The organism is Paenibacillus sp. PvP094, assembly GCF_040546835.1.
Classification (GTDB): Bacteria; Bacillota; Bacilli; order Paenibacillales; family Paenibacillaceae; genus Paenibacillus; species Paenibacillus illinoisensis.
Genome location: NZ_JBEPOM010000001.1, coordinates 727,752 through 752,721, shown reverse-complemented (window position 1 = coordinate 752,721; position 24,970 = coordinate 727,752). Strand labels below are relative to the sequence as shown.

Below are 24,970 nucleotides of genomic sequence, written 5' to 3'. Positions count from 1 at the left end.
GCTGATGTTAGGTCGGTGTTAAAATAATAGAACTATATCAAAAAACGTCGCTCCATATCAGCGGTCGTGCCAGCGACTGCGAGTAATTATAATGTGCTCTTTACCGGCTCATCCGGAAGCACTACGAAAGAATGACTTCTTCTCCAGCAGCAGAAGTACTCTAAATCCAATGACCCGATTGCGGTCACCTCGATTATTCAGCAGGGTTCTCAACCTATAGGCCCGCTCCTCCCGTTTCATTGTTGCTTGTTGCCTATGTTCTTGATCTTTCCGAAATACTTCATTATAGAAAGGTTGCGTTCCATGAGACACATCGGATTACCTCCTAAACAGGGTTTGTATGACCCACAGTTCGAAAAAGATGCATGCGGAATGGGTTTTGTTGCCAACATCAAAGGAGTACCTTCACACGATATCGTTAGTCAGGCACTGACCATGCTCAGCAATATGGAGCACCGCGGGGGACAGGGCAGTGAGCCGAATTCCGGTGACGGAGCCGGTATTTTGATTCAGATTCCACATCGTTACTTTGCACAGGAAGCAGAGCGCCTCGGCTTTGCGCTGCCAGAGCAGGGAGCGTATGGCGTGGGAATGCTGTTCCTTTCTCAGGATCCTGAGATTCGTCATGCTCATCAAGAGAGCTTGAAGAAAATCATTGAAGAAGAAGGACAGACATTCCTCGGTTTCCGGGATGTGCCGACCTTTGATGAGATGCTGGGTCGTTCCGCCCTGGCTGCGAAGCCTTATGTGCGTCAGGTGTTCATTGGCAGATCTGCGGATATCAACGATGAACTCGCGTTCGAGCGCAAGCTGTATGTGATTCGCAGACGTGCCGAGCTGGCGATCCGGTATTCGGCTGATGAGAAAGAAGGCGGTTCGTTCTACCTGCCAAGCTTGTCCTGTCGTAAAATTGTCTACAAAGGCATGCTGACTACCGAGCAGGTTGGACAGTTCTATCTCGATTTGCAGGAAGACCTGGTTGAATCGGCGATTGCATTAGTACACTCCCGTTTCAGTACCAATACATTCCCAAGCTGGGAGCGTGCCCACCCGTATCGCTTCATGATCCACAACGGTGAGATCAATACGATGCGTGGTAACGTGAACTGGATGCACGCACGTCAATCGCTGTTTGAGAGCGAAGTGTTTGGCAACGATATCTCCAAAGTGAAGCCGATCATTAACCCGGACGGTTCGGATACGGCGATGTTTGATAACACACTGGAGTTCTTGTATTTGAGCGGACGTTCCTTGCCACACGTGGCAATGATGATGGTTCCTGAGCCGTGGAGCACGGATGAGGGAATGGATCCGGCCAAAAAAGCATTTTATGAATATCACAGCACGATGATGGAGCCTTGGGACGGGCCGGCAGCAATGGCCTTTACGGATGGTCTGCAGATTGGTGCAACACTGGACCGTAACGGTCTGCGTCCGGCACGTTATTATGTAACGAAAGACGATCGCATCATTTTGTCCTCTGAAGTCGGGGTCCTGGATATTGCTCCAGAAGATATTCTGTACAAGGATCGTCTGCGTCCAGGTCGCATGCTGCTCGTGGATACAAAAGAAGGACGCATCATCTCGGATGAGGAAGTAAAGGCTCTAATTGCAGCCGAGAATCCGTATCAGGAGTGGCTCGATGAGCACTTGATGGATCTGAATGAATTGCCGGAAGCGCCGGAACTTCCAGATCCAAAACACGATAACGTAACCCAGCTTCAGCTGGCCTATGGGTATACATTTGAGGAACTGCGCAAAGTGCTGGAGCCAATGGCGTCCACAGGGATGGAAGCTACAGGTTCCATGGGTTATGATGCACCACTGGCAGTGCTGTCGGATCGTCCGCAGCGTTTGTATAACTACTTTAAACAAATGTTTGCACAGGTAACCAATCCACCAATTGATGCCATCCGTGAAGAGATCGTCACGTCTACGGCTACAACGATTGGTCCAGAGCGCAACTTGCTCAATCCTGAACCGGAGAGCTGTCGCCAGATCCGTCTGGATACACCGGTATTGTCCAATGAAGATTTCGCGAAAATTCGTCACGTGCGCCGTCCAGGCTTCCGTTCGATGACCATCCCGATTTTCTTCACGGCCAAAGAAGGCGCGGAAGGACTGCGCAAAGCGATGGATCTGCTCTTCGAAGCAGCGGACCGTGTCATCGACAAAGGTCATAACATCTTGATCTTGTCTGACCGCGGCGTGGATGCGGAGAATGCAGCCATTCCTGCACTGCTTGCAGTCGCAGGTTTGCATCACCACCTGATCCGTCAGGGTACAAGAACCAAGGTCAGCATCTTGCTGGAATCGGCAGAGCCTCGTGATATTCATCACTACGCATTGCTGCTGGGCTACGGCGTAAGTGCCGTGAACCCTTATCTGGCATTCGAAACACTGGATGACATGATTCAGCAAGGGCTGCTGCGCGGCATCTCGCATGAGAAAGCTGTCAAAAACTACATTAAAGCCGCAACCAAAGGCGTTATTAAAATATTGTCCAAAATGGGAATCTCGACAATTCAGTCCTATCGCGGCGCTCAAATTTTTGAAGCGGTTGGTCTGAAGTCTGATTTCGTTGATCGTTACTTTACTTGGACACCATCCCGGATCGGTGGTATTGGTCTGGAAGAAGTGGCAGCAGAGGTGCTGACTCATCATAATCGTGCCTTTACGGACAAAGACGGCAATGACAAAGTGCTGGATTCTGGCGGTGAATATCAGTGGCGTAATGACGGGGAAGAACATCTGTTCAACCCGCAAACGATTCATACGTTACAGCATGCCGTTCGCACTGGCGATTACAACCTGTACAAAAAGTATGCCAAACTGGTACAGGGTGAGAATGATCAGTTGCTGACGATTCGTTCCATGCTGAAACTGAAACCGGCAGGGCCAGCAGTTCCGCTGGAGGAAGTGGAATCCGTTGAAAGTATTATGCGCCGCTTCAAAACAGGTGCGATGTCCTTCGGTTCCATCAGTAAGGAAGCACACGAGGATTTGGCGATCGCCATGAACCGTGTCGGTGGTAAATCAAACACAGGTGAAGGCGGGGAGGATCCGGCTCGCTTCATTAAAGATAGCAACGGTGATTCACGGCGCAGTGCCATTAAACAGGTAGCGTCCGGACGTTTCGGTGTTACGTCTAACTATCTCGTGAATGCTGACGAGATCCAGATCAAAATGGCACAAGGTGCAAAACCGGGTGAAGGTGGACAGCTGCCAGGACGTAAAGTATATCCGTGGGTTGCTGAAGTTCGTGGTTCAACGCCTGGCGTGGGTCTGATCTCTCCGCCGCCGCATCACGACATTTACTCTATCGAGGATTTGGCTGAGTTGATCTATGACCTGAAAAACGCAAATCCACGTGCGGAAATCAACGTGAAGCTGGTTTCCGAAGTCGGCGTAGGTACCATTGCTGCAGGTGTAGCCAAAGGTCGTGCTGATATTATCCTCGTAAGTGGATACGACGGCGGTACGGGTGCATCTCCACAAGGCTCGATCCGTCACGCGGGTATGCCTTGGGAGCTTGGTCTTGCCGAAACACATCAAACGCTGATGCTGAACAATCTGCGTGATCGTGTTGTTCTGGAAACGGACGGTAAAATGCTGAATGGTCGCGACCTTGCGATCGCTGCCTTGCTTGGAGCGGAGGAGTATGGTTTCTCCACAGCACCACTCGTGGCACTGGGATGTATCATGATGCGTGTTTGTCAGATGGATACATGTCCGGTAGGTGTGGCAACGCAAAATCCGGAGCTGCGCAAAAATTATATGGGTGATCCGGCTCACGTTGTTAACTTCATGCGTTTTGTCGCTGAAGATGTACGCGAAATTATGGCTGAGCTTGGTTTCCGTACCATTCAGGAAATGGTTGGACGTACAGACTGTCTTGAAACGGTTCAGGCAGTAGATCATTGGAAGAAAAAAGGTGTGGATCTGTCTGTGCTGCTGCATGTACCTGAGATGCCGGAAGGTTCTGCACGTTATCGTACACAGCACCAGAATCATCAATTGGAAGAGACGCTCGACATGCAGCAGCTGCTGACGTTGGCTCAACCTGCGATCGAATCTGGGCAACCTGTTGAGGCTGTTCTTCCGATTACTAACGTTAACCGGGCAGTAGGTACGATTCTGGGTAGTGAGATTACACGGAAATATGGTCTTGCTGGACTACCTGAAGACACCGTTCAATTCAAGTTTGTCGGTTCTGCCGGACAAAGCTTCGGGGCCTTTGTACCTAAAGGGATGACCCTGACCGTTGAAGGGGATTCCAATGACTACGTTGGTAAAGGGTTATCCGGAGGTAAACTGATTGTTATGCCTTCTCCAAAAGCAACGTTCAATGCCGAGGATAATATCATTATTGGTAACACGGCTCTGTATGGAGCAACCAGTGGTGAAGCTTATATTCGCGGGATTGCAGGTGAGCGGTTTGCCGTACGGAATTCGGGTGCAAAAGTCGTTGTCGAGGGTGTGGGTGACCACGGTTGTGAATATATGACCGGCGGACGTGTCGTCGTTCTGGGCGATACAGGTCGTAACTTTGCAGCCGGGATGTCCGGAGGTATTGCTTACGTATATGATCCGGAAGGCACATTCCTGCAGCGTTGTAACCTGGAAATGGTTCTTTTGGAGCGGATTGAAGATGTATCGGAAAGTGCAGACCTGCGCGGCATGATTCAACGTCATGTGGCTTATACAGGCAGTGCTGCAGGTGAGCGTATTCTGGATAACTGGCAGGATTCTGTGAACCAGTTCGTTCGGGTTATTCCGAAAGACTTCAAACGGATGACAGAGCAGATCGAACGTGTTCAGGCGACAGGCTTGACGGGAGAGGAAGCTTTGCTGGCTGCATTTGAAGCCAATATGCGTGAGCTTGCACGTGCGGGAGGTTAAGTCCCTCTTTTAACAGAATTGCGTGAATGAGTTGTATGAAGAATTAATGGAGCTTTATGGCTGCCGATGAGGCGCTGTAAAGCTCCTATTTGTGTTTCGACAAAATTAGAACCCGTACCAAAAACGCTATCGCCATGAGACGACAACATTGAGGAACTTTCTCAAGTATAATAAGGCTAGTTTTGGAGTGCAGGGAAAGTATATATAGATAAGAGAGGTTAGCGGAATGAATATGAAGAATCCAAACAGGGGCGAACTTAAGCCGACAGGTAAACAAGTGGAAGCAACCGAGATGGACATCATGAAGGTTTTACTGCAATGCGGAATCGACCCGGAGCGTTGGAACGAGTTCATATCCTCCGTCAACAATGAGCACTAATAACCAGGATCATACACAAATATGTATTGGAGGGAGTTAAGACGCAAAAAAACCCAGGAACCGAAGAGATGACTACTCGGGACTGGGTCTTCCTTTGTTGGAGTTAATCCATGCTGCGTTCCATTCGGACAAAAGCAATAAAACGACGTGCCTCTTCTTCTGTTAAGGGTTTGCCATCGATCATCAGGTCGAAGCGATCCAACACTTCCTTATCTGATAATTCAAGCGAGTCCACAAATTCCCGAACATCCTCATCCATAACCACATCGCTCTGCTTCGTACGCCCAATGAGATAATCAATGGATACATTAAAAATATCAGCAAGCCTGGTTAATACTTCAAAGTCCGGTTTGCGTCGATTCTTCTCATAATGGGAGAGAGCGGCCCTGGTAATATGAATGGAGCTCGCAAGTTCTTCTTGAGTAAGTCCCCGCTGTTCCCTTAATTCAGCAATGCGATTTCCGTAGTTCATACGCTTTTCCCCCTGAACGCCATGTCAAATATATTAAACCAATCCTGAGCTATTTTTTGATCAGGGCAGCTTTCCTGCAAAATGATGACGCTTGGACAGACCTATATCTCAAATAGGTCTGTCTAAGGACATCTCATATTGTCGTAAATCAAAAGAACCATGTCCAAATACTGCTTGACATGATACAATTTGTATCGTAAATTGGACGTATGGAAGTTACAAAATGTATCATTTGGAATAATTTAAGTGTCTCCAAATTGTCTATGCAATATACCTGTGAGAAGGAATAATGGCAACACTTGGAGGTTAATCCATTCTAAAGGAATGAAACGATGAATTCAGTGATTCAGGAATGGGCCGATCTAGAATTAAATGTCCATATGTACATTCAGGAGTTTCAGGGTAAGACAGTAGACCGCAAACGACGTCCCGTTCTCTTGCTTGGGATGGATACAAAAGCGATTACTTTCCTGAGTGACCTGGTTTTACCGGTATCGTCAATGATGTTGATCGGTTTGGATGTAGAAGATCGCCAAGTATGTTTAAGGCTTCAGGCCAGCTTGCAATGGAAACAGCCCTTCGGCGAACTTACATTGTATCATTCAAGCCTGCATATTCAGCAAGAGCAGACACTATATATAACTGGACAGTTAAATCAGATGCTTCGTGACGTGCAGTTTCCTACGGTATCCCGATTTGCCTATGAAAAGGCAGCAGAACAACCGGACCTGCAGAAAACCTATCATTACATCGATTTTACCATATGAAGCATCACAAATTCTAAACATTTTCTGAACAAGCATGTACTTAACGCCATTTTACTATATTTCATAGCGTTATGCATTAGTTCTTTAACACCAAAAGCATTTTGCGCGATGAATAAAAGGGCGAGGGGGATCATACATTGAGGAAGTTTGGATATGGTTGAAATACACTGCCACATTTTATCAGGTCTTGATGATGGTCCGGTTCACATGGAACAGTCCATCGACATGGCCCAGAAGGCGGCAGCCTCGGGAGTTACCTCGATCATTGCAACTCCGCATCACCTGAACGGGCATTACAATAATGAACCGATTGTGGTCAATCAGGCCGTGGAACTGCTTCGTGCAGAGCTTCGCAAACGCAACATTCGCTTGGAGATCCGCCCCGGACAGGAGATCAGGGTTCACGAAGCTCTGATTCGAGACTTACACGCAGGCAAATGCTGCACACTTGCCGGGAGTCGTTACATGTTGCTGGAATTGCCCTTTGGCTATATTCCCTCGCAGTTCACCGGAATACTTCATGAACTTAAAGTAGCCGGTATCGTACCTATCATTGCTCATCCCGAAAGGAATCACTCAATCCAGAAAAATCCTGGGCTATTGGTTGAATACATTCATCAGGGCGCACTGATTCAGCTCACGGCACAGTCCATCATAGGACTTTTCGGACGAAAAGTTCAGAAATGGTGTTTTCATTTTTGCAAAGAAAACCCGTTTCATTTCATTTCATCAGACGCTCATGACATTCATATTCGTTCATTTGCTATGAATGCTGCATATGAGCAGCTAGGCCGCAGGTTTGGCAAAGAACTGGTTGCACGCTTAAAAAATAATGCTTGGTCGTTATGGAACAACCAAAGTATAGACATAGAGCAAGAAAAACCAATGGTTCTCAAACGCAGGTTGTTGTTCTGGTAAGCAGTCAGATCGATAGAATGTCTTCATAATCGCCGAATTGAATGGGAGGAATACAAGGTGGAACTGAAAGAGTACATGCAAATTTTACGCAAGCGAATTTGGATCATCGTAGCCTTTGTTGCTGTTGCTTGCATTGGAGCAGGTGTCAAAAATTATTTTTTTACCGTCCCCATTTATGAAGCGAACGCAAAATTGATCGTCAATCAGGCATATAACGCAGAGGGTGTTCCCAGTCTGGATATTGGGTCCATTCAAACCAACATTAAAGTGATTAACTCGTATATGGAAATCATCAAATCTTCAGCAATCCTCGACAAAGTAGCTGCTACATACCCCGATCTAGGCATGAACGGCAATCAACTGGCACAAAACATCTCGGTAACCACAGCGAATGAATCCCAGGTTATGAGTTTAACCGCTACCGGCTTGTCTTCGGAAAAAGCGGCCAAAACAGTTAACGCCGTTGCCAAAGTGTTTGAATCCCAAATCCCCGTAATTATGAAAGTGGATAATGTAACCATTCTAAGTGAAGCCAAACCCACGGAATCGTCCAGACCCATCAATGTAAATCCAACCGTTAATATCCTGATCAGCTTTCTCGTAGGACTTCTGCTGGCAGTAGGTTTTGTATTCCTCTTGGAATACTTGGATGATACGTTGAAAACCGAAGATGAATTGGAGAAAGAGCTGGGAATTCCAGCACTCGCTGTCATATCCAAAATCAAAAAGGAAGAAGCTCGCAGCTCCAAACAGACAACATCTCAAAAACAGGTAGGTGACGGCCAGTATGCCACGGTTAACCAATGATAAAGGAAGCCTAGTTACAATGGCTAATCCCAAGTCCAGTTCATCTGAGGCTTATCGTAAGCTGAGAACCAACATCCAATTTTCATCCATTGATAGTCAGATTCAAACGATCATGATTGCTTCGGCTTTGTCGGGTGAAGGTAAAACCACAACGATTGGGAATTTGGCCGTGACCTATGCACAGGAAGGGAAAAAGGTTCTGCTTATGGATACGGACCTGCGCAAACCTGCCGTGCACCGCATGTTTAATGTGCCCAACCATGTAGGGCTGACCAGTGTATTGTCGAGTCAATATAAAGTGACGGAAGTATTGAGAGAAACGGATGTGGAAGGACTGCATGTTCTCTCTTCAGGTCCGATTCCGCCCAACCCTTCCGAGATGCTGGGTTCCCGTAAAATGACAGCCCTGCTGGAGAGTCTAAAGGAAGAATACGATGTCATTCTATTTGATACTCCGCCTGTTCTGGCAGTGACGGATGCATTGATTATCAGTTCATTGTGCGATGGTGTCCTTCTTGTCGTAAGTGCAGGCAAGGTAAAGAAAGACTTGGTCAAAAAGGCAAAGGCACATCTCGAACATGTAAATGCTCGGATTCTCGGAGCAGTTCTGAACAATGTACAGGTACCGAAAAATCGGAATGCTGACTATGTCGAGAATGTTTAAGTGGCTTTCGTTATAAATCCCAAATAGCACTGTCAGGTCATGTCTACTATACCTTTATCAAGGTAGGCACTCGGTCACACTGTGGGTAGTGTACCTTAGACGTTAATCGTCAAGGGTGTGACGTGAGGTTGGGTTGAATGCCCCTTTATGAAATTGAAAGTAAGAATTGCATCAATTTATTTCAAGGTTTCATGGATTTAAGTGGTTCAACTCATACTTTTAAACCATAAAAATAAGAAGGATAGGGTGGTATTTATGACTAAAGTGAGGAAAGCAATCATTCCCGCAGCAGGTTTGGGGACCCGATTTTTACCCGCTACAAAGGCAATGCCTAAAGAGATGCTCCCTATCGTAGACAAACCGACGATTCAATACATTGTGGAGGAAGCGGTAGCTTCCGGTATTGAAGATATTATTATTGTAACTGGCAAAGGGAAGCGTGCAATTGAGGATCATTTCGATAGTGCGTTTGAATTGGAGCACAATCTGCTGGAGAAAGGCAAGCTGGGTTTGCTGGAAGAAGTCCGGAAATCCTCCAACGTTGATATTCACTACATAAGGCAGAAGGAAGCCCTGGGACTGGGGCATGCAGTTTGGTGTGCCCGGAATTTTATCGGCAATGAGCCCTTTGCCGTGTTGCTTGGCGATGACATTGTCGTATCAGAAGTACCGTGCACGAAGCAGTTGATTCAACAATACGAGAAGGTTAACCAGTCGGTGCTTGGTGTGAAAACGGTAAGTCCAAGTGAAACCTATCGCTATGGAATTATTGATCCACTGCATACGGATGGAAGACTTTCATCAGTAAATAGTATGGTAGAGAAACCGCCACTCGGTTCTGCTCCTTCCAATCTCGCAATCATGGGTCGATACATTTTGACGCCTAAGGTATTCGAGTATCTGGAAGAGCAAAATGTGGGAGCTGGTGGTGAAATTCAGCTTACCGATGCTCTGCAAATGCTTAATCACGATGAAGGCATCAGCGCGTATGATTTCGAAGGTTCCCGGTTCGACGTGGGTGAGAAACTAGGATATATCCTGACTACGCTAGACTTTGCGTTGAAAAATAATGAGCTGCGTGCACCTGTCTTAATGGCGATTGAAGAGATCCTAATGAAGGAAAAATTGAACCAAGTGCTTGTTGCAGGAGGGGATGGTCTGTGAATCTCTCGGGACCAGAATACTATGGAAGCGGCGGAGAGGCCATTGCCAAGGAAGCCCATGGGAAACTGCTTGAACAGCCATACTCCCAACGTGTAGGCGGGTACGCCGACGTTATGAAGCCGCTCATCGATTTCTTTGTAGCTGCTTTCCTATTACTGCTCACATCTCCGATCATGCTTGTCATTGCGGTAATGATCAAACTCGATTCCAAAGGACCTGTAATCTTTAAACAGGAGCGTTACGGAAAAAACGGAATCAAGTTTAATATTTATAAATTTAGAACGATGCGTACGGACGCACCGAAATATGGCTTATCTCCAACAACAAGTCATGATCCCAGAATCACCCGTCTGGGTCGCTTGCTTCGCAAGACGAGTCTGGATGAGCTGCCACAATTGCTTAACATTATCAAGGGTGATATGAGCTTTGTGGGTCCTAGACCTGAAATGAAGCGAATTGTAGAAGAAAGCTACACCGATTTGGAGCGCAGACGTTTTCTGGTAAAACCAGGTATTACCGGGTTATGGCAGGTGAGTGAAGCTCGCAAAGAGCCCATCCATCACAATCTGCAATATGATTTCCATTATATCTCCAACGTCTCGCTACAGTTAGACATTAAAATTATCTTCAGAACGGCCATGGTAATGATTAAAAGCAATACATTTTGACGGACGGAGCGTGAACGTATTGAAACATATTGTAGTGACGGGGGCAGCCGGCTTTTTGGGATCCCACCTGGTCAAATCTTTAATTCATCAAGGTCATCAGGTTACAGGAATTGATAATCTGTCGACAGGCGTGTCCAGTAACCTGGAAGAGGTGGCGAACAGCCACCTTTTTCACTTTCAAGAAGCTGATGTCACTTTGGCGGCTTCACTCGAGTTTCTGATTGATCAGCCTGTGGATGAGGTGTACCATCTTGCGTCGCCAGCTTCACCCAAATTTTATCAAGCGGATTCAATCGGTACCATATGGGTGAACACGCAGGGCACCTATCACATGCTTGAGCTGGCCCGAACCAAGGGAGCGAAGTTTCTATTTTCAAGTACAAGTGAAGCTTATGGGGATCCTGAAGTGCATCCACAGCCTGAGAGTTATCGAGGGAATGTAAACACATGGGGACCGAGAGCCTGTTACGATGAGGCCAAACGTTTGGGCGAAGTTTTTTGTTATGAATACTACACGAAACACAGAGTTCCCGTTAAAGTAGCGCGAATATTTAATACGTATTCATCCGGTTTGCGGAATGATGATGGCCGTGTCATCTCTAATTTTGTGACCCAGGCACTGACTGGACAGGACATCACCGTTTATGGGGATGGCTCTCAAACCCGTTCGTTCTGCTATGTGGATGACAATATTCGTGGTCTGCAAAAAATGATGGAAACCGAAGAGGCGAATGGAGAGATTATTAATATCGGCAACCCGACGGAGTACACTGTCCTTGAAGTGGCGTATTTGGTAAAAAAGTTGGCCCAATCCGACAGTAAGCTGGTGTTCCAGCCTTTGCCTCAGGATGATCCCAAAGTTCGTCGTCCTGTCATTGATAAGGCGCGTACCGTGCTCGGATGGGAGCCGGAAATATCACTGGAAACAGGACTGAAGTTAACGATTGAAAATGTTCGTGCCACATTGCAGGAAACTCCATGAAGCTAATCAAAGTGAGATGAGATGAGTGCATAAAATATTGATTGCCCACAGTTTGTATCCTCCGCATGTCATTGGCGGGGCAGAGATATCAACACAGATCCTTGCACAGACGCTGAGTCCCAGTTATCACGTGAAAGTCATGACTGTTGGCAGTCATAAGGATGGCGAAGTGACTACAGATACGATTAACGGGATTGAGATATTACGATTACCATTTAACAATCGGTATTGGATCGGAGATTCAACCAAACAAGTATCCGCTCCAGATAAAGTGCTATGGCGAGTTCAGGATATTTTTAATAGGAAGCAGTATCAGCATATAAAACAATATCTTTTGCAGACTAAGCCCTCAGTAATTCATACTCAGAACATTCCGGGCCTAAGTCTGGCGATCTGGAAGGCAGCTTATGAACTTAATATTCCTGTGGTGCATACGTTGCGGGATTTCTCACTGATTGAACCCATTAAGATCGAGGCATACTCCAAAATATATAGACAAATTTCCAAAAGATATAGTCGGATGATCTCGGCAGTCATAGGCATATCAGGACATATCCTTAGAACTCATACAGGTCTGGGGTTATTTGAGCGTTCTTCCAAACATGTGATTCATAATATTGTCGAGAACAATGAAGAGGTACAGAATCTGTATGCCAGTAAACAGGTACATCATGATCAGCCTCTGGAAATTGGATATTTTGGGCAACTGACGGAAGTGAAGGGTGTTCAATATTTAATTGAAGCGGTAAAAAAACTAAATGAGCAAATTGTAGGTAAACTGTTCATTTTTGGGGATGGTCCAATGGTGGGGGAGTTAAAGGAAATATCCGAATCAGACCCAAGAATTAAATTTATGGGAAAGTTGGATAAATCACAAATTCCCCTGAAGATGAGGGATATGGACCTGACTATTGTCCCTTCCACTTGGAATGAGCCATTTGGCAGAGTAGTTATTGAATCTTATCAAGTGGGCACACCTATTTATGCTTCGAGGGTGGGAGGGATGCCAGAAATTCTACTGGATGCCAAACAATTCTCGTTTGCCCCCCACAGTGTAGAAGAAATTACGAAGTCCATTCTGCATTATTACAATCTGTCTGAGTCAGCGAAACAACGGTTGAAGAATCAATGCTTCGAGCACTGCCAGTCCTTTAATGAAGATTACCTTCTTAAAGAACATAGTGATATTTATGAAAAGCTAATCAGGCGTGGAGGTTAACATGCAAATGATATCCCTGAATGCCAGATCTCATCCACTCGTTCAGGTGAGATCGGATGCCCCATCCTCGCTATTTTTGGTTTCCATGCATATTTTGATCGTGTATTTATCCATTTATGGTTTGGTATCCATTTACGTGGATAATATCGTGATTAGAACGTTGAAAGATGTAGGTATGATCTTGGTTTCTCTTTTTGCACTGAGCAAAATGTATCGAGAACAAACCTCCTTTCTAAATCCGTTCTTGTTTGTGATGGGCTCAGTCATAGCGCTGGGCTCTTTGAATCTGTTCATGGGTTCGAGTGTGGTTACGCTCATTTATGGTCTGAAGATAACATTCTTACCTTTGATGATGATGTTCGCAGGTATGTTATTCGCTAAATACGGCGGATTCTACGCATTTGCCAGAACGATCTTTATTGTTTTCATTTTGTTGATTGTAGGATGGTTAATTCAGTATTCATTAGGCATAGAGAAGTTAATAACGATGGGGTTTGTTTATGGTGTAAATATCAAGAACTATCTGGAAGGTGTACCTCGGCTATCTTCCATTACCTATTCACCTGATGGTTATGCCTATACCTTAGTAATTACGGGTCTAATTGCAGAGCGCATGAAAGCAGCTGTTAAATACAACCTGTTTCGAATAAGTATCCAACTCTTGACGATTGGCTTCCTGTTACTGTCGACCATTCGGTCGGCTTTGGTGCTGTGGATCGTATATCAAATTTTTATGTTTATTCTGAAAATCCGAAAGTACAACAAAAAGAACACATTGATACTTGGTATCACGTTTATGTTGTTGCCCATTGGTGTATTTGTTGGTACCCGCTTGTTGGATTCTTATAATCTGCTGTCCGTCGCTTCCTTGCTTGATCGATTCAATAGCTGGGGAAGCAGATTAACATCTCCGTTGTCCATGCACGGGGTGGTAGGTAACGGTATTGGATCTGTTGGTGCTGCTAGTCGGCGAACGCACATGATCGGGTTGAACTCAAATAACTTTGCCGTGGATAATCAATACTTTTCCTTTTATGAACAGACAGGATGGATAGGATTAATATACTTTGTTGTCTTGTTTACCATGCTTGCTGTGGCGCTTATTCGTAAAATGGATATGCTACCATCTTCTGATAAAATTTGTTTGCCACAGATGGCTACCGCACTACTCGCCGGGATTGCGGCTTCAAGCTTAACTACAAATGTACTTGAAATGTTTCCAGCGAATATTTTTTTCTGGATTGTCATCGGTATGGCTCTTATAGGTTCTCATCATGAATATGATAAGCCACAGAAAGTGGGGTGAGCGCATTGAAGGTTTTGCATATTGGAGAGTACGTTGTTGGGGGGATGGCGACCTATCTTAACGAAGTTGTTGCATATCAGAGGCAACATTTTGACGTGTATCTGCTAATGAGTGCTTATAATAGCGCAACAAGTTTTGATTTGGAGTCAGATCATATTTTGCAATACAAATACAAGCGTCATCCCAAGCATTTTCTATCGGCGATGTGGCAAATTCATCAGACCATTCGCAAATTACAACCGGATGTTATTCACATACACAGCTCATTTGCAGGATTGCTTGCAAGGAGCTTATTTTTTATTCAGCCCAAAAAAGCCAGCATCTTTTATTGTTCTCATGGATGGGCTTTTCTTATGGATACGAAGCCGTTGTACAAGAAGGGATATGCGTTCATCGAGAGGATTATGGCCTATAGAACAGATGTAATAATTAATATCTCTAAGCACGAGCTGGAAAGTTCCATAAAATTGGGTTTACCCGCCTCAAAGTCCAAGTTGGTGTATAACGGTGTACGTGAACGTGAAGATAATGGTGTGAATTCAATAAGCGAATTAGATCGTGATTCTGAAATGGTTCAGTTATTGTTTGTAGGCAGATATGATCGGCAGAAAGGGTTGGACCTGCTGTTACAAATATTAAATGAAAATCCTGAATTACAGCGTTATCTCCGTTTATATGTTATTGGGGATAGTGTGCTGGAACAGAATGAATGGAGCTTTCCGGACAATGTTATCCGTTTGGGTTGGGTAAACAATGCAGATATTGATCGCTATTATCAACAGTGTGATGCAGTAATCATGCCCTCTCGCTGGGAAGGGTTTGGACTGGTCGCTGTAGAGGCCATGAAGAATCGAAAACCCGTTATTGCAAGCCGGCGCGGAGCTCTGCCAGAACTGGTTGAGCACGGAGATAGCGGATATTTATTTGACATCGAACATTCTCATGAACTGCTGCACATTCTCAAAAACCTTAACAAGGATGAGTTGAAGAAGATGGGTGAAGCGGGATATGTCTTGTATAAGAATAAGTTTCACGCGGAACGAATGAACGAGGAGATTGTGAATCTCTATCACCATGCCTATGCAGGCCATGTGGCCCAAGGAGCCTCTGTATCGGGTCATTTTGAACTTTCTAAGAGAGCTGGAGATGTACATGACTAAAATATATATTAATGCCCGGTTTCTTACCCAAACGATTACTGGAGTACAGCGATATGCACTGGAACTTGTAAAAGAAATAGATGCAATGATTGAAAAGGGAGAAATCGATTCTTCCCAGTACGAGTTTTGTTTATTGTCACCCTCCAACATAGTTACCCAGCCAGATTTCAAGCATGTTCGTCACAAAGTGGTCGGTAAACTAAAGGGACACTTGTGGGAACAGCTGGAGCTGCCTTTTCACGCGAAGAATGGTCTCTTGATTAATCTATGTAACACAGGGCCGGCTTTTAACAAGAATCAGATCGTAACCATTCATGATGCTGCCGTTTTCAATTATCCAAACGCATTTTCATTTGCATTCCGCTCCTGGTACAAATTCCTGATGGTTCGTCTGGGCAAAACCTCAAAAAAAATCATCACGGTATCCCACTTTTCCAAGGGAGAGCTCATGCAGCACTGTAAAATAGCAGAGCATAAGCTGGCTGTCACTCATCTGGGCATCGATCATATTCATCGGAAAAAGGCTGCAGCAGGCACAAAGGAAAAATATGGGATTAAGTCTCCGTATATTTTGGCTGTCAGTACAATGAATCCTTATAAAAATTTTAATTTGATTTTTGATGTATTGCCCGAGATTGAAGCTCATCATCTGAACGTAGTTATTGTCGGGTCCAAAAACAGCAAGGTTTTTGGTGAACAAGCATGGACTGAATCGGATGCAGTGAATTGGGTGGGCTATGTTACGGATGAAGAACTAAAGGCACTATATGAAGAAGCTGCCGGTTTTATTTTCCCATCTTTATATGAAGGTTTCGGTTTGCCACCGCTGGAAGCAATGGCAACAGGATGTCCAGTCATTGTATCTTCTCGTGCTTCCATTCCTGAAGTATGCGGGGATGCAGTTCTGTACTTTGATCCTAACCATCCCAAAGAAGCTGCTTCACGGTTAATTGAAATTACATCAGATCCAGATTTAAGCCAGCAATTGTCGTATAAAGGCAAACATCATTCAGGTCTATTTTCCTGGAACAAATGTGCAAAAGACACGGTAAATATCATTATGAGCACAGTGTAAAATTGAACCCATATGGCCTTTCAAGGGAGATAAATCGCATGACTAAAGTTTTTGTCGCAATTGATTTTCCGCCAGAAAAAGGAGGAATTCATGATTATGCCTATGGGCTTATCTCTCAGATTCCTTCAGAAGAGGTTACGGTTCTAACCAATAAAATCAAAGATACGGTGGAATCGAATCAGTTTGACCGGAAAGCTGACTTTGAGATCATTCGGAAGCGAATATACTGGAACTCCAACAAAGTTCTGCTAATCCTATCTCAAGTTATCTTAATTCTGCAGCTTATTATTCTGAAATGGCGTAGAAACACGAGTGAGATTCACTTTGTTAATGTGTTCCCGGTAGGGATTGCCGGGCCGTTCATGAAAGCATTCTTTGGAGTGAAATATTTCCCCTACGTACACGGTCTCGATGTTATGGGTATGGTAAACAGCAGGCTATTTCCACTCTTAATGATGATTCTTAAACGGTCTGACAAGGTGATAGCGAATAGTCAGTATACCAAATCCAGGTTGATAGAACTGGGAATACATGAACATCAGATCGTGATCATCCCTCCGGGTCTGAATGTGAGTAAGTTAAGTGGTGCAGTCGAATCCGTGGAAGATGTTCGAGACAAGTATGATCTGCATGGTAAGAAAGTGATGATTACCGTCTCTCGTCTGGTGGAGCGCAAAGGGCATGATGTCACACTCAAAGCAATCCGCCAAGTCATGAAACATATCCCGAATCTTAAATATCTGATATGTGGTGATGGTCCTTATCGAGGTGAATTAGAACGCCTTGTCAACATGTATGGTCTAGATTCGATAGTTGTCTTTACTGGTGGCATAACTGATCAGGAGCTTCATCAGTTATATGAATGCTCGGATATATTCATTATGCCCAGCCGTGATATTAAGGAGAAGGGTGATGTTGAGGGCTTTGGCATCGTGTTCCTTGAAGCCAATTATTACAGATTGCCCGTCATTGCCGGTAATAGTGGCGGAATTCCTGATGCAGTAAAGGATCGGATAACAGGCTATCTTGTTGATCCTTTGAACGAGAAGGAGATCGCAGATCGGATTCAAGAGTTATTAATGGACGAAGGATTGGCAAAGACCATGGGAGATAACGGTTATGAGTGGGTTGTTAATCATTGTCTGTGGTCACACCGAGGACAGTTGCTGAAACAACTAGCCTAATTAAATCCACAATCTTCATCTCGTAACTTAGGAGGATTAAGGATGAGAATATGTATCGTTACCCACAGGGTGGTTAAAGGAGAAGGCCAAGGCAGAGTCAACTACGAGGTTGTAGTAGAATCTCTGAAACAGGGTCATGAAGTCATAATGATTTCCAACGAAGTTGACCCCGAGTTGCTTGAGAATAAAAACGCCACATGGATCAAAGTATTTCCATCCCTGAAGTTGCCGCAGTTGTTACGCTACCAGATATTTGCATTTGAGAGTGCAGCTCATATTCGAAAGCTGAGGAAGGAAAAACGGGTCGATCTTGTGATGGTCAATGGTTTTATCACCTGGGCTAAAGGGGATTTTAATGCGGTCCATTTTGTTCATAGTACATGGATCAAATCCCCGGTACATAGTTTCCGTGTTCATCGTTCACTTAAACGTTGGTACTTCGGTATGTATACGTTAATAAATGCCTATCTTGAACGGCACGCTTTTCGCACAAGTGGGAAAATCATTGCTGTCTCTGAGAAGGTGAAAAAGGAATTGGTTAAGCTTGGTATTCATCAAGATAAAGTGCAGGTTATTAATAATGGAGTAGATGTGCGTGAATTCTATCCCAGTGAACCGGCTAACAAGACGAAAATGGATCTTGGATCAAACCAGATTGTAGGTCTGTTTGCAGGTGACATTGGCAATCCGCGTAAGAACCTCGATACGGTATTGAAGTCAATGGTATCGGTCCCACAATTATCACTTGTTGTCGCTGGCTCCACTCAAGGGAGTATCTACCCTCAAATGGCAAAAGATTTGGAAATTGAGGATCGGGTTCATTTCTTGGGATATCGAAAGGACATGGGACATATCATGCGCAATGTGGATCTCTTCATTTTTCCTTCCCGTTATGAGGCCTGTAGCTTGGTTGTATTGGAAGCTCTTGCTTCGGGGATACCAGTTGTCATCACGGAAGAATCGGGCGTAACCGAAATCATAGAAGGGGCCAATGGAAATGTGCCACCTGGAGTTGTGCTTGATGATCCAAACGATATAACAAAGTTGGCTAATGTTCTGAATGATCTCATTCAAGATCCAAGGCATTTGGCAGAGATGGGGCAGTCTTCTAGAAAAGTTGCCCTTTTAAATGACTGGAGGAAGATGTCCCTTAAATATATAGAAAGCTATGAGGATTATCTGAACAAAACCGGAAGTATCACTACGGGACTTAAAAGAAAACAAAGTATAGAGGTGGAATTATGAAAGCTTCAGTAGCCATATGTACGCACAATAGAGCTAAGGATACGGTTGAAGCGGTCCAAAGCGTTTTGGCACAAGAGAGCTGCAGTTTTGAATTTGAAGTTTTGGTTATTGATAATAATTCCAGAGATAACACCAAAGAATTATTTCATGAATCGCTGTGGCCGACGCAAGTGCGATATATAATGGAAAGCCAGTTGGGATTATCTTACGCCCGAAATCGTGCGATAAGAGAGGCAAAAGGGGAGTTTATTCTATTTCTTGATGACGACGCATTAGCCTCCTCTTGCTGGATTCAAGAAGTCATCAATGTATTTGAGCGCGATGCAGCGATAGGTTGTGTTGGGGGTAAAATTGACCCGATATGGGAAGGGGGGAAGCCGGACTGGATTCCGGAAGAAATCATCGGGCTGTATACGCTGATGGACTTCTCTGATCATATTGTGGAGATGAAGCCTCCATACTTCCCTTTTGGTGCGAATGTTTCTTTCCGGAAGAGTGTATTCGACAACATTGAACCTTTTCGAGAAGACCTGGGCCGAGTGGGAAACAACTTGCTCTCAAGCGAAGAGAGTGAACTGATCAGCCGAATTCGGGAAAAATACAAGATATATTACACGCCATACGGTTCTGTTCAACATAAAATCTCCAAAAGCCGGCTTAACAAGCGCTGGTTGTTAAGGAGAATGTATTGGCAGGGAATTAGTGATGCCACAAGGTATAACAAGAGCAGTTGGGGGTTATTCAAACATGTTGCACGAATCGCACAGGCTGGTTTACTTATTCTCCTGTGCATGAATAATGTTCAGAAAGTCATGAGCCAACTTGTGAAAATATCATACCGGAACGGAACAATTGTCGGTTCCTTCCGTAATGGCAGAGGATTGAACGCCTAATGAGTATGGCCGTTGCCAAAAACAGACGTGACTACAGCATGATTCAAAACATTCTTATGACGAGTTTTGCCAATATTCTTATTATGGGTGTTACAACACTCACGTCCATTGTGACAGCCCGCATGTTTGGGGCTACCGGCAAAGGCGAGCTTGCGGCCGTGCTGTTCTGGCCTGCATTTATATCAGGACTTGCAGCTCTCGGGTTGCCGACTTCACTCATCTACAATGTTAAAAAACACAGTGATCAATTGCCGACATACATCAGCATGAGTTTTGCCGTTCAGCTTCCCATTAGTTTAATTGCCGGCATAATCAGCTGGTTTGGTATTCCCTTATGGCTCTCAGGATACTCTGAATCCGTAGTTACCATTGCACGCTGGTATACGGTCTCCATGGTCCCTGTTCTATTACTTATGGGAGTGCTGGCGGCATCAGCTCAAGGTACGGAAAAGTTTCATATTTATAATCTGTCGCGACTGCTTGCACCTCTTTTTAATTTGTTTGGACTTGTTGCATTATGGGCTGCAGGGTTATTAACTGTGGAGAAAGCCATCATGATCAGTTTTGCAGCCAATATTCTGGTTCTGCTTGGTTACATGTTCATGATGCGGCAACAGATTTTCGGTTCGATTAATCAATTAGTCGCTCAATTCAAAACCTGCATTCACCTGTTTAGTTACGGCATTCGAGTGTATGGAGTAGAGTTGTTAGGCACGTTGTATAACCAGTTCGACAAAATTATTATTTTGGCGCTTTTAACACCGATGGATTTTGGATTATATTCTGTGGTTTATGCACTGTCCCGCATGTTCAATGTAGTACAGATGGCAATTACAAATGTGATCTTTCCCAAAGTTGCAGGAATGGAACAGGAGAAAGTACTGACACTCGTAGGAAGAGCTTTTCGAATCAGTATGGTTCTTATGACGATCATCATCATACCCAGTATGCTGATTGGTCGTTTTTTTATTGGCTTACTATTTGGACCTGAATTTCTCCAGGCGAGCAGCACCTTTTATCTGCTTTCTCTTGAATGCATTGTAGGCGGGGGATCATGGATTCTGGCTTCGGCTTTTAATGCACTGGGTCGACCAGGGGTAATTGTTTTACGTCAGGTTATTGCACTTGGTGTGACGATTACCTTATTTTTTGTGTTAACTCCGTTGTTAGGACTGTTTGGGATTGGCCTCGCCCTGTTACTGGGCTCATTTGTACGCATTCTGATGTCGCTCATATCCATATCTGTCATTTTTAAAATGCCGATTCGCAAAATGCTCTATGACCGAGCAGATATTTCATTTCTGAAGGATCGCTTAAGAGAGAAAAATATACTCAAAGGAGCCGGAAAAGATGCCAAACTTGCAAAGGACTCATCGCATGGATGAGTTGAAGAAGAAGCTTGAGCAGATATTGGAGATCATGCCTCCTGAGTCCAAAATCTACTATATTGATTATCCTGTGCATAGCAATTGCGGCGATCTGTTGATTATGAAAGGGACGGAAGCCTTTTTCAAAGACTATCGAATAAAAGTTGCTGAACGTTACAGTGTTCACGATTTCAATGAACAAACGGTAATCCCGAAAGACCATATTATTGTGCTTCATGGGGGTGGGAATTTCGGTGATTTATACGAAGCCCATCAACGTCTCAGAGAAAACATAATACGAAAATATCCCGAGCATCGGATCATTATTCTTCCTCAAACGATCTTCTTCAAGGAAGAAAAAACTCTGCGAAAAACGGCTGAAGTATTCAGCCAACATTCCGATCTTCATCTGTTTGTACGAGATGAACCCTCTTATCAGATCGCAACGGAGAACTTTAAAGGGTGCCACGTTTCATTGATACCAGATATGGCACATCAATTGTGGCCGATCGAGAGAAATAGCTCTCCGCGCAAAGAACGATTGAATTTTTATAGAACAGATATCGAAAAAGCGGCAGAACCTTCTCATATGGCTGCAGATCAGCAAGGGGATTTTCTGGATTGGCCTACTCTGTATAATCGCTACGAGCGCAAACTGGTGTATTGGCTAGGGCTTGGACTTCGGAAAGGAAGAGGCAGACGGCTGCTTCAGAAGATCTGGATGAATTACAGTGATTATTTGGTCAACAAAGCAATTCGTTGTTTCAGTGAATATGAGATGATTCATTCTTCGAGATTGCATGGACATATCTTGTCCTGTTTGATGGCGAAGCCCAATCTTCTAATCGATAATTCATACGGTAAAAACTCCGGATATTATCGAATATGGACCCACCAGGTCAACACAGCAACATTGGATTTATCTTCTGCTAAGAAAAGTCCAAAGATCGATCATAATTATATGGAGTCAACCGTGTCTGTTTAGCCTGCACATCCATTTCAAGGAGCATCCGTTTTTTGAAAAATATAGAGTGGAGTGATCATATTGCGAATCGTGCTTCTTTCCGGAGGATCAGGCAAAAGGTTGTGGCCCTTATCCAATGATACACGTTCGAAGCAGTTCCTCAAGGTGCTAGAAGGGCCGCAAGGGCAATCGGAATCAATGGTACAGCGTGTATGGCGGCAGCTGCAGCAAACGGGATTGAGTGAACTGGCGACGATTGCTACGAGTAAACCTCAAGTGGAAATTTTACGCAGTCAACTGGGAGAAGAAGTGGATCTGGTTGTTGAGCCAGAACGCAGGGATACCTTCCCGGCTATTGCTCTGACGGCTGTATATCTCTATTCGGTGCAAGGGGTAGGGCTGAATGAAACGGTAGCTATACTTCCGGTGGACCCATATGTGGAGGAATCTTTCTTTTACAAGGTTACCGAGCTAGAACAGGTGTTAGAAATTTCGGGTGCTGAATTGGCTTTGATTGGCGTACAGCCTACGCACCCTTCTGAAAAGTATGGTTATATTGTGCCAGCACAACGAATGGCAACCATGGGATGAACCAATAGAGTACGCCAAGGTATCCCGTTTTCAAGAAAAACCTCGCGAGGCTGAAGCGGCAGAGATGATCGAGCAATCTGCCCTTTGGAATTGCGGGGTTTTTGCGTTCAAGCTTAATTATCTGATTAATCTGCTGATCGAGCTTGAGCTGCCCATCCAGTATGAAGAGATGCTTAAGCAATATGGCAGACTGGAGAAAATCAGTTTCGACTATCAAGTCGTGGAAAAAGCATCTCAGATTGTCGTTACACCTTACGATGGATACTGGAAAGACTTGGGGACGTGGAATACGCTGACGGATGAGATGAGCACTAACATTGTGGGCAAGGGAGTTGTTACAGACAGCTCATTAAATACACATCTGGTCAACGAATTGAACATCCCGGTATGCGTACTGGGCGTTTCTAATGTAATTGTGGCTACAAGTCCGGATGGTATTCTGGTCAGCGAGAAAGAGGCAAGTCCACAGATCAAAGAAGTCTTGAAAGATAGTGCGGAACGCCCTATGTATGAAGAACGTCGCTGGGGCTGCTATAGAGTGCTCGATTATACACGGAATTCCAAGGGCGAAGAGGTATTAACGAAACGCATTATTATTGAAGCCGATAAAAATCTGTCCTATCAATATCATCTGAAACGAAACGAAGTTTGGACGGTTGTTTCCGGGCAGGGTGAGTTTATTCTGGATGGTGATTTACAACAGATTCATCAGGGCGATACCATTTCAATCCCATCTGGCGGAAAACATAGTGTAAGAGCTACCACGGAACTTGAAATTATTGAAGTTCAGATGGGTAGCGAGTTGATCGAAGAGGACATTGTAAGAATTGAAATGGAATGGGCGGACATCATCCAAAATTGTGTGAACTGGGGGAAAACAAGATGAATATTGCGGTAATTGGAACAGGGTATGTAGGTCTTGTATCGGGAGTCTGCTTTTCTGAACTCGGCAATCGGGTCATCTGTGTAGATAACAATCAGGACAAGGTTGAAATGCTGAACGCAGGGGAAGTACCCATTTACGAGCCTGGACTCCAGGAACTCATGGTTGCCAACAAACGGGCAGGCAAATTATCCTTCACGTCCGATATCGCAGAGGCTATTCGTGAATCCGATATTATTTTTATCGCAGTCGGAACCCCCTCTTTGCCAAACGGCGAGGCCAATCTGGGATTTGTTGAGCAAGTGGCAATCGAGATTGGTACCCATCTGGAGAGCTATAAAATTGTTGTGACCAAGAGCACAGTGCCTGTGGGCACTAATGATCGCGTAAGAGAGCTCATCCAGAGTATCTCCACTCAACCATTTGATGTGGCTTCGGTACCTGAATTTTTACGGGAAGGTTCGGCTGTTAAGGATACACTGAACCCGGATCGTATCGTGATTGGTACGGACAGTGAACGAGCGATTCAGGCGCTCAAGAAACTTCACCGCCCATTAACCGAAAACTTGATCATTACGGACATTCGGTCGGCAGAGATGATTAAGTACGCGTCCAATGCATTCCTCGCAACGAAAATATCATTTATTAACGAAATCTCGAATATATGTGAGAAGGTTGGCGCAGATGTTACACGTGTAGCGGAAGGCATGGGATATGATAAACGGATTGGTTCTTCATTCCTGAAAGCTGGCATTGGCTACGGTGGTTCCTGTTTCCCGAAAGATACACAGGCACTGATTCAGATTGCAGGTCAAGTGGATTATGATTTCAGATTATTGAAATCCGTAGTTCAGGTGAATCAGGATCAACGTTTCAATGTGATTCGCAAGCTTGAGGAAATTTTTGGAACCCTTAGTGGTAGAACCATTGCTATCTGGGGTCTTGCTTTTAAGCCTGATACAGATGATGTCAGGGACGCACCAGCTATTGATATAATTAGGTATTTGACAGAGGCCGGGGCTGTTGTTAAGGCGTATGATCCGATTGCCACAACTAACTTCCGCAGAGAAGTTGATGCCGCCTCGATTGTTTGGGAAGAAAACCCCCTTCATGCGGCCAAAGGAGCCGATGCCCTTTGCGTGCTGACCGAGTGGAAGGAGTTCTCCCAAATGAATCTGAAGGAGCTTGCAAGCATGATGAATGAAGCGATCATGATTGACGGACGTAACGTGTACAACAAGGAACAGATTAAAGCCTCCGGATTCCAGTATTATTCTATAGGTCGTCCTGGGCTTAACCACGCTGAAGGCAAAGCGGCAGCAATCATCTAAACGGAAGATCATCATAACGTGAGTGAGGA

General features: G+C 44.8%; 23 protein-coding genes. 21 read left to right on the top strand and 2 right to left on the bottom strand.

The window, feature by feature from the left end; translation table 11 throughout:
- Positions 1 to 108 precede the first annotated feature (108 nt).
- Positions 109 to 312 carry a hypothetical protein gene (locus ABIC22_RS03675; RefSeq protein WP_127538119.1) on the bottom strand — a complete coding sequence of 68 codons (204 nt, stop codon included), beginning with the start codon at positions 310 to 312 and terminating at the stop codon, positions 109 to 111.
- Between ABIC22_RS03675 and gltB the strand changes: the two genes are divergently transcribed.
- Together gltB and ABIC22_RS03665 are read left to right on the top strand one after the other, a co-directional pair.
- Positions 304 to 4,902 carry a glutamate synthase large subunit gene (gltB, locus tag ABIC22_RS03670; protein ID WP_354478338.1) on the top strand — a complete coding sequence of 1,533 codons (4,599 nt, stop codon included), beginning with the start codon at positions 304 to 306 and terminating at the stop codon, positions 4,900 to 4,902. The two genes, ABIC22_RS03675 and gltB, sit on opposite strands and share 9 nt — an antisense overlap.
- Positions 4,903 to 5,128: 226 nt before the next feature.
- Complete coding sequence (locus ABIC22_RS03665) at positions 5,129 to 5,281, top strand: hypothetical protein (RefSeq protein WP_153977277.1); 153 nt, start codon at positions 5,129 to 5,131, stop codon at positions 5,279 to 5,281.
- Positions 5,282 to 5,384: 103 nt separating this feature from the next.
- On the opposite strand, the gene ABIC22_RS03660 is transcribed toward ABIC22_RS03665, so the two are convergent.
- On the bottom strand, positions 5,385 to 5,753 hold the full coding sequence (locus tag ABIC22_RS03660) for a helix-turn-helix domain-containing protein (RefSeq protein WP_095360712.1): 369 nt from the start codon (positions 5,751 to 5,753) through the stop codon (positions 5,385 to 5,387).
- 332 nt (positions 5,754 to 6,085) lie between these two features.
- On the opposite strand from ABIC22_RS03660, the gene ABIC22_RS03655 reads away from it, so the two are divergent.
- The 19 genes from ABIC22_RS03655 to ABIC22_RS03570 all read left to right on the top strand — a co-directional run bounded on the left by ABIC22_RS03655 (position 6,086) and on the right by ABIC22_RS03570 (position 24,941).
- Positions 6,086 to 6,520, top strand: coding sequence for a hypothetical protein (locus ABIC22_RS03655; RefSeq protein ID WP_127538121.1), 435 nt, complete (start codon positions 6,086 to 6,088; stop codon positions 6,518 to 6,520).
- Between the two features lie 153 nt (positions 6,521 to 6,673).
- Positions 6,674 to 7,438, top strand: a complete 765-nt coding sequence (locus tag ABIC22_RS03650; protein WP_127538122.1) for a tyrosine-protein phosphatase — start codon at positions 6,674 to 6,676, stop codon at positions 7,436 to 7,438.
- Between the two features lie 57 nt (positions 7,439 to 7,495).
- On the top strand, positions 7,496 to 8,245 hold the full coding sequence (locus ABIC22_RS03645) for a YveK family protein (RefSeq protein WP_354478334.1): 750 nt from the start codon (positions 7,496 to 7,498) through the stop codon (positions 8,243 to 8,245).
- Complete coding sequence (locus ABIC22_RS03640) at positions 8,226 to 8,909, top strand: CpsD/CapB family tyrosine-protein kinase (protein WP_095360708.1); 684 nt, start codon at positions 8,226 to 8,228, stop codon at positions 8,907 to 8,909. The genes ABIC22_RS03645 and ABIC22_RS03640 overlap by 20 nt, the downstream gene beginning before the upstream one ends.
- Positions 8,910 to 9,164: 255 nt before the next feature.
- Positions 9,165 to 10,073 (top strand): UTP--glucose-1-phosphate uridylyltransferase GalU, encoded by a 909-nt coding sequence (gene galU / locus ABIC22_RS03635; protein ID WP_127538123.1) that lies wholly within the window; start codon positions 9,165 to 9,167, stop codon positions 10,071 to 10,073.
- Positions 10,070 to 10,741, top strand: coding sequence for a sugar transferase (locus ABIC22_RS03630; protein WP_246058283.1), 672 nt, complete (start codon positions 10,070 to 10,072; stop codon positions 10,739 to 10,741). The genes galU and ABIC22_RS03630 overlap by 4 nt, the downstream gene beginning before the upstream one ends.
- 19 nt (positions 10,742 to 10,760) lie before the next feature.
- Entirely contained in the window at positions 10,761 to 11,723 is a 963-nt protein-coding gene (locus ABIC22_RS03625) for a UDP-glucuronic acid decarboxylase family protein (RefSeq protein ID WP_127538124.1), read from the top strand.
- 25 nt (positions 11,724 to 11,748) lie between these two features.
- Positions 11,749 to 12,942 (top strand): glycosyltransferase family 4 protein, encoded by a 1,194-nt coding sequence (locus ABIC22_RS03620; RefSeq protein WP_354478329.1) that lies wholly within the window; start codon positions 11,749 to 11,751, stop codon positions 12,940 to 12,942.
- Position 12,943: 1 nt separating this feature from the next.
- Positions 12,944 to 14,248, top strand: a complete 1,305-nt coding sequence (locus ABIC22_RS03615; protein ID WP_354478326.1) for an O-antigen ligase family protein — start codon at positions 12,944 to 12,946, stop codon at positions 14,246 to 14,248.
- 5 nt (positions 14,249 to 14,253) lie between these two features.
- Entirely contained in the window at positions 14,254 to 15,408 is a 1,155-nt protein-coding gene (locus ABIC22_RS03610) for a glycosyltransferase (protein WP_354478323.1), read from the top strand.
- Positions 15,401 to 16,483 carry a glycosyltransferase family 4 protein gene (locus tag ABIC22_RS03605; RefSeq protein ID WP_164764236.1) on the top strand — a complete coding sequence of 361 codons (1,083 nt, stop codon included), beginning with the start codon at positions 15,401 to 15,403 and terminating at the stop codon, positions 16,481 to 16,483. The genes ABIC22_RS03610 and ABIC22_RS03605 overlap by 8 nt, the downstream gene beginning before the upstream one ends.
- A gap of 38 nt (positions 16,484 to 16,521) precedes the next feature.
- Complete coding sequence (locus ABIC22_RS03600) at positions 16,522 to 17,667, top strand: glycosyltransferase family 4 protein (RefSeq protein ID WP_354478320.1); 1,146 nt, start codon at positions 16,522 to 16,524, stop codon at positions 17,665 to 17,667.
- A gap of 42 nt (positions 17,668 to 17,709) precedes the next feature.
- Positions 17,710 to 18,912: a glycosyltransferase family 4 protein gene (locus tag ABIC22_RS03595; protein WP_354478317.1), complete on the top strand. Its 1,203-nt coding sequence runs from the start codon at positions 17,710 to 17,712 to the stop codon at positions 18,910 to 18,912.
- Positions 18,909 to 19,805 carry a glycosyltransferase gene (locus tag ABIC22_RS03590; protein ID WP_354478314.1) on the top strand — a complete coding sequence of 299 codons (897 nt, stop codon included), beginning with the start codon at positions 18,909 to 18,911 and terminating at the stop codon, positions 19,803 to 19,805. The genes ABIC22_RS03595 and ABIC22_RS03590 overlap by 4 nt, the downstream gene beginning before the upstream one ends.
- Positions 19,805 to 21,190, top strand: coding sequence for an oligosaccharide flippase family protein (locus ABIC22_RS03585; protein ID WP_354478311.1), 1,386 nt, complete (start codon positions 19,805 to 19,807; stop codon positions 21,188 to 21,190). Before ABIC22_RS03590 ends, ABIC22_RS03585 begins: the two co-directional genes overlap by 1 nt.
- Positions 21,156 to 22,157, top strand: coding sequence for a polysaccharide pyruvyl transferase family protein (locus ABIC22_RS03580; protein WP_354478308.1), 1,002 nt, complete (start codon positions 21,156 to 21,158; stop codon positions 22,155 to 22,157). Before ABIC22_RS03585 ends, ABIC22_RS03580 begins: the two co-directional genes overlap by 35 nt.
- 69 nt (positions 22,158 to 22,226) lie before the next feature.
- Positions 22,227 to 22,727: a sugar phosphate nucleotidyltransferase gene (locus tag ABIC22_RS30130; RefSeq protein ID WP_483312576.1), complete on the top strand. Its 501-nt coding sequence runs from the start codon at positions 22,227 to 22,229 to the stop codon at positions 22,725 to 22,727.
- On the top strand, positions 22,693 to 23,613 hold the full coding sequence (locus ABIC22_RS03575; RefSeq protein WP_483312525.1) for a cupin domain-containing protein: 921 nt from the start codon (positions 22,693 to 22,695) through the stop codon (positions 23,611 to 23,613). Before ABIC22_RS30130 ends, ABIC22_RS03575 begins: the two co-directional genes overlap by 35 nt.
- On the top strand, positions 23,610 to 24,941 hold the full coding sequence (locus ABIC22_RS03570; protein WP_354478305.1) for a UDP-glucose dehydrogenase family protein: 1,332 nt from the start codon (positions 23,610 to 23,612) through the stop codon (positions 24,939 to 24,941). Before ABIC22_RS03575 ends, ABIC22_RS03570 begins: the two co-directional genes overlap by 4 nt.
- Positions 24,942 to 24,970 lie beyond the last annotated feature (29 nt).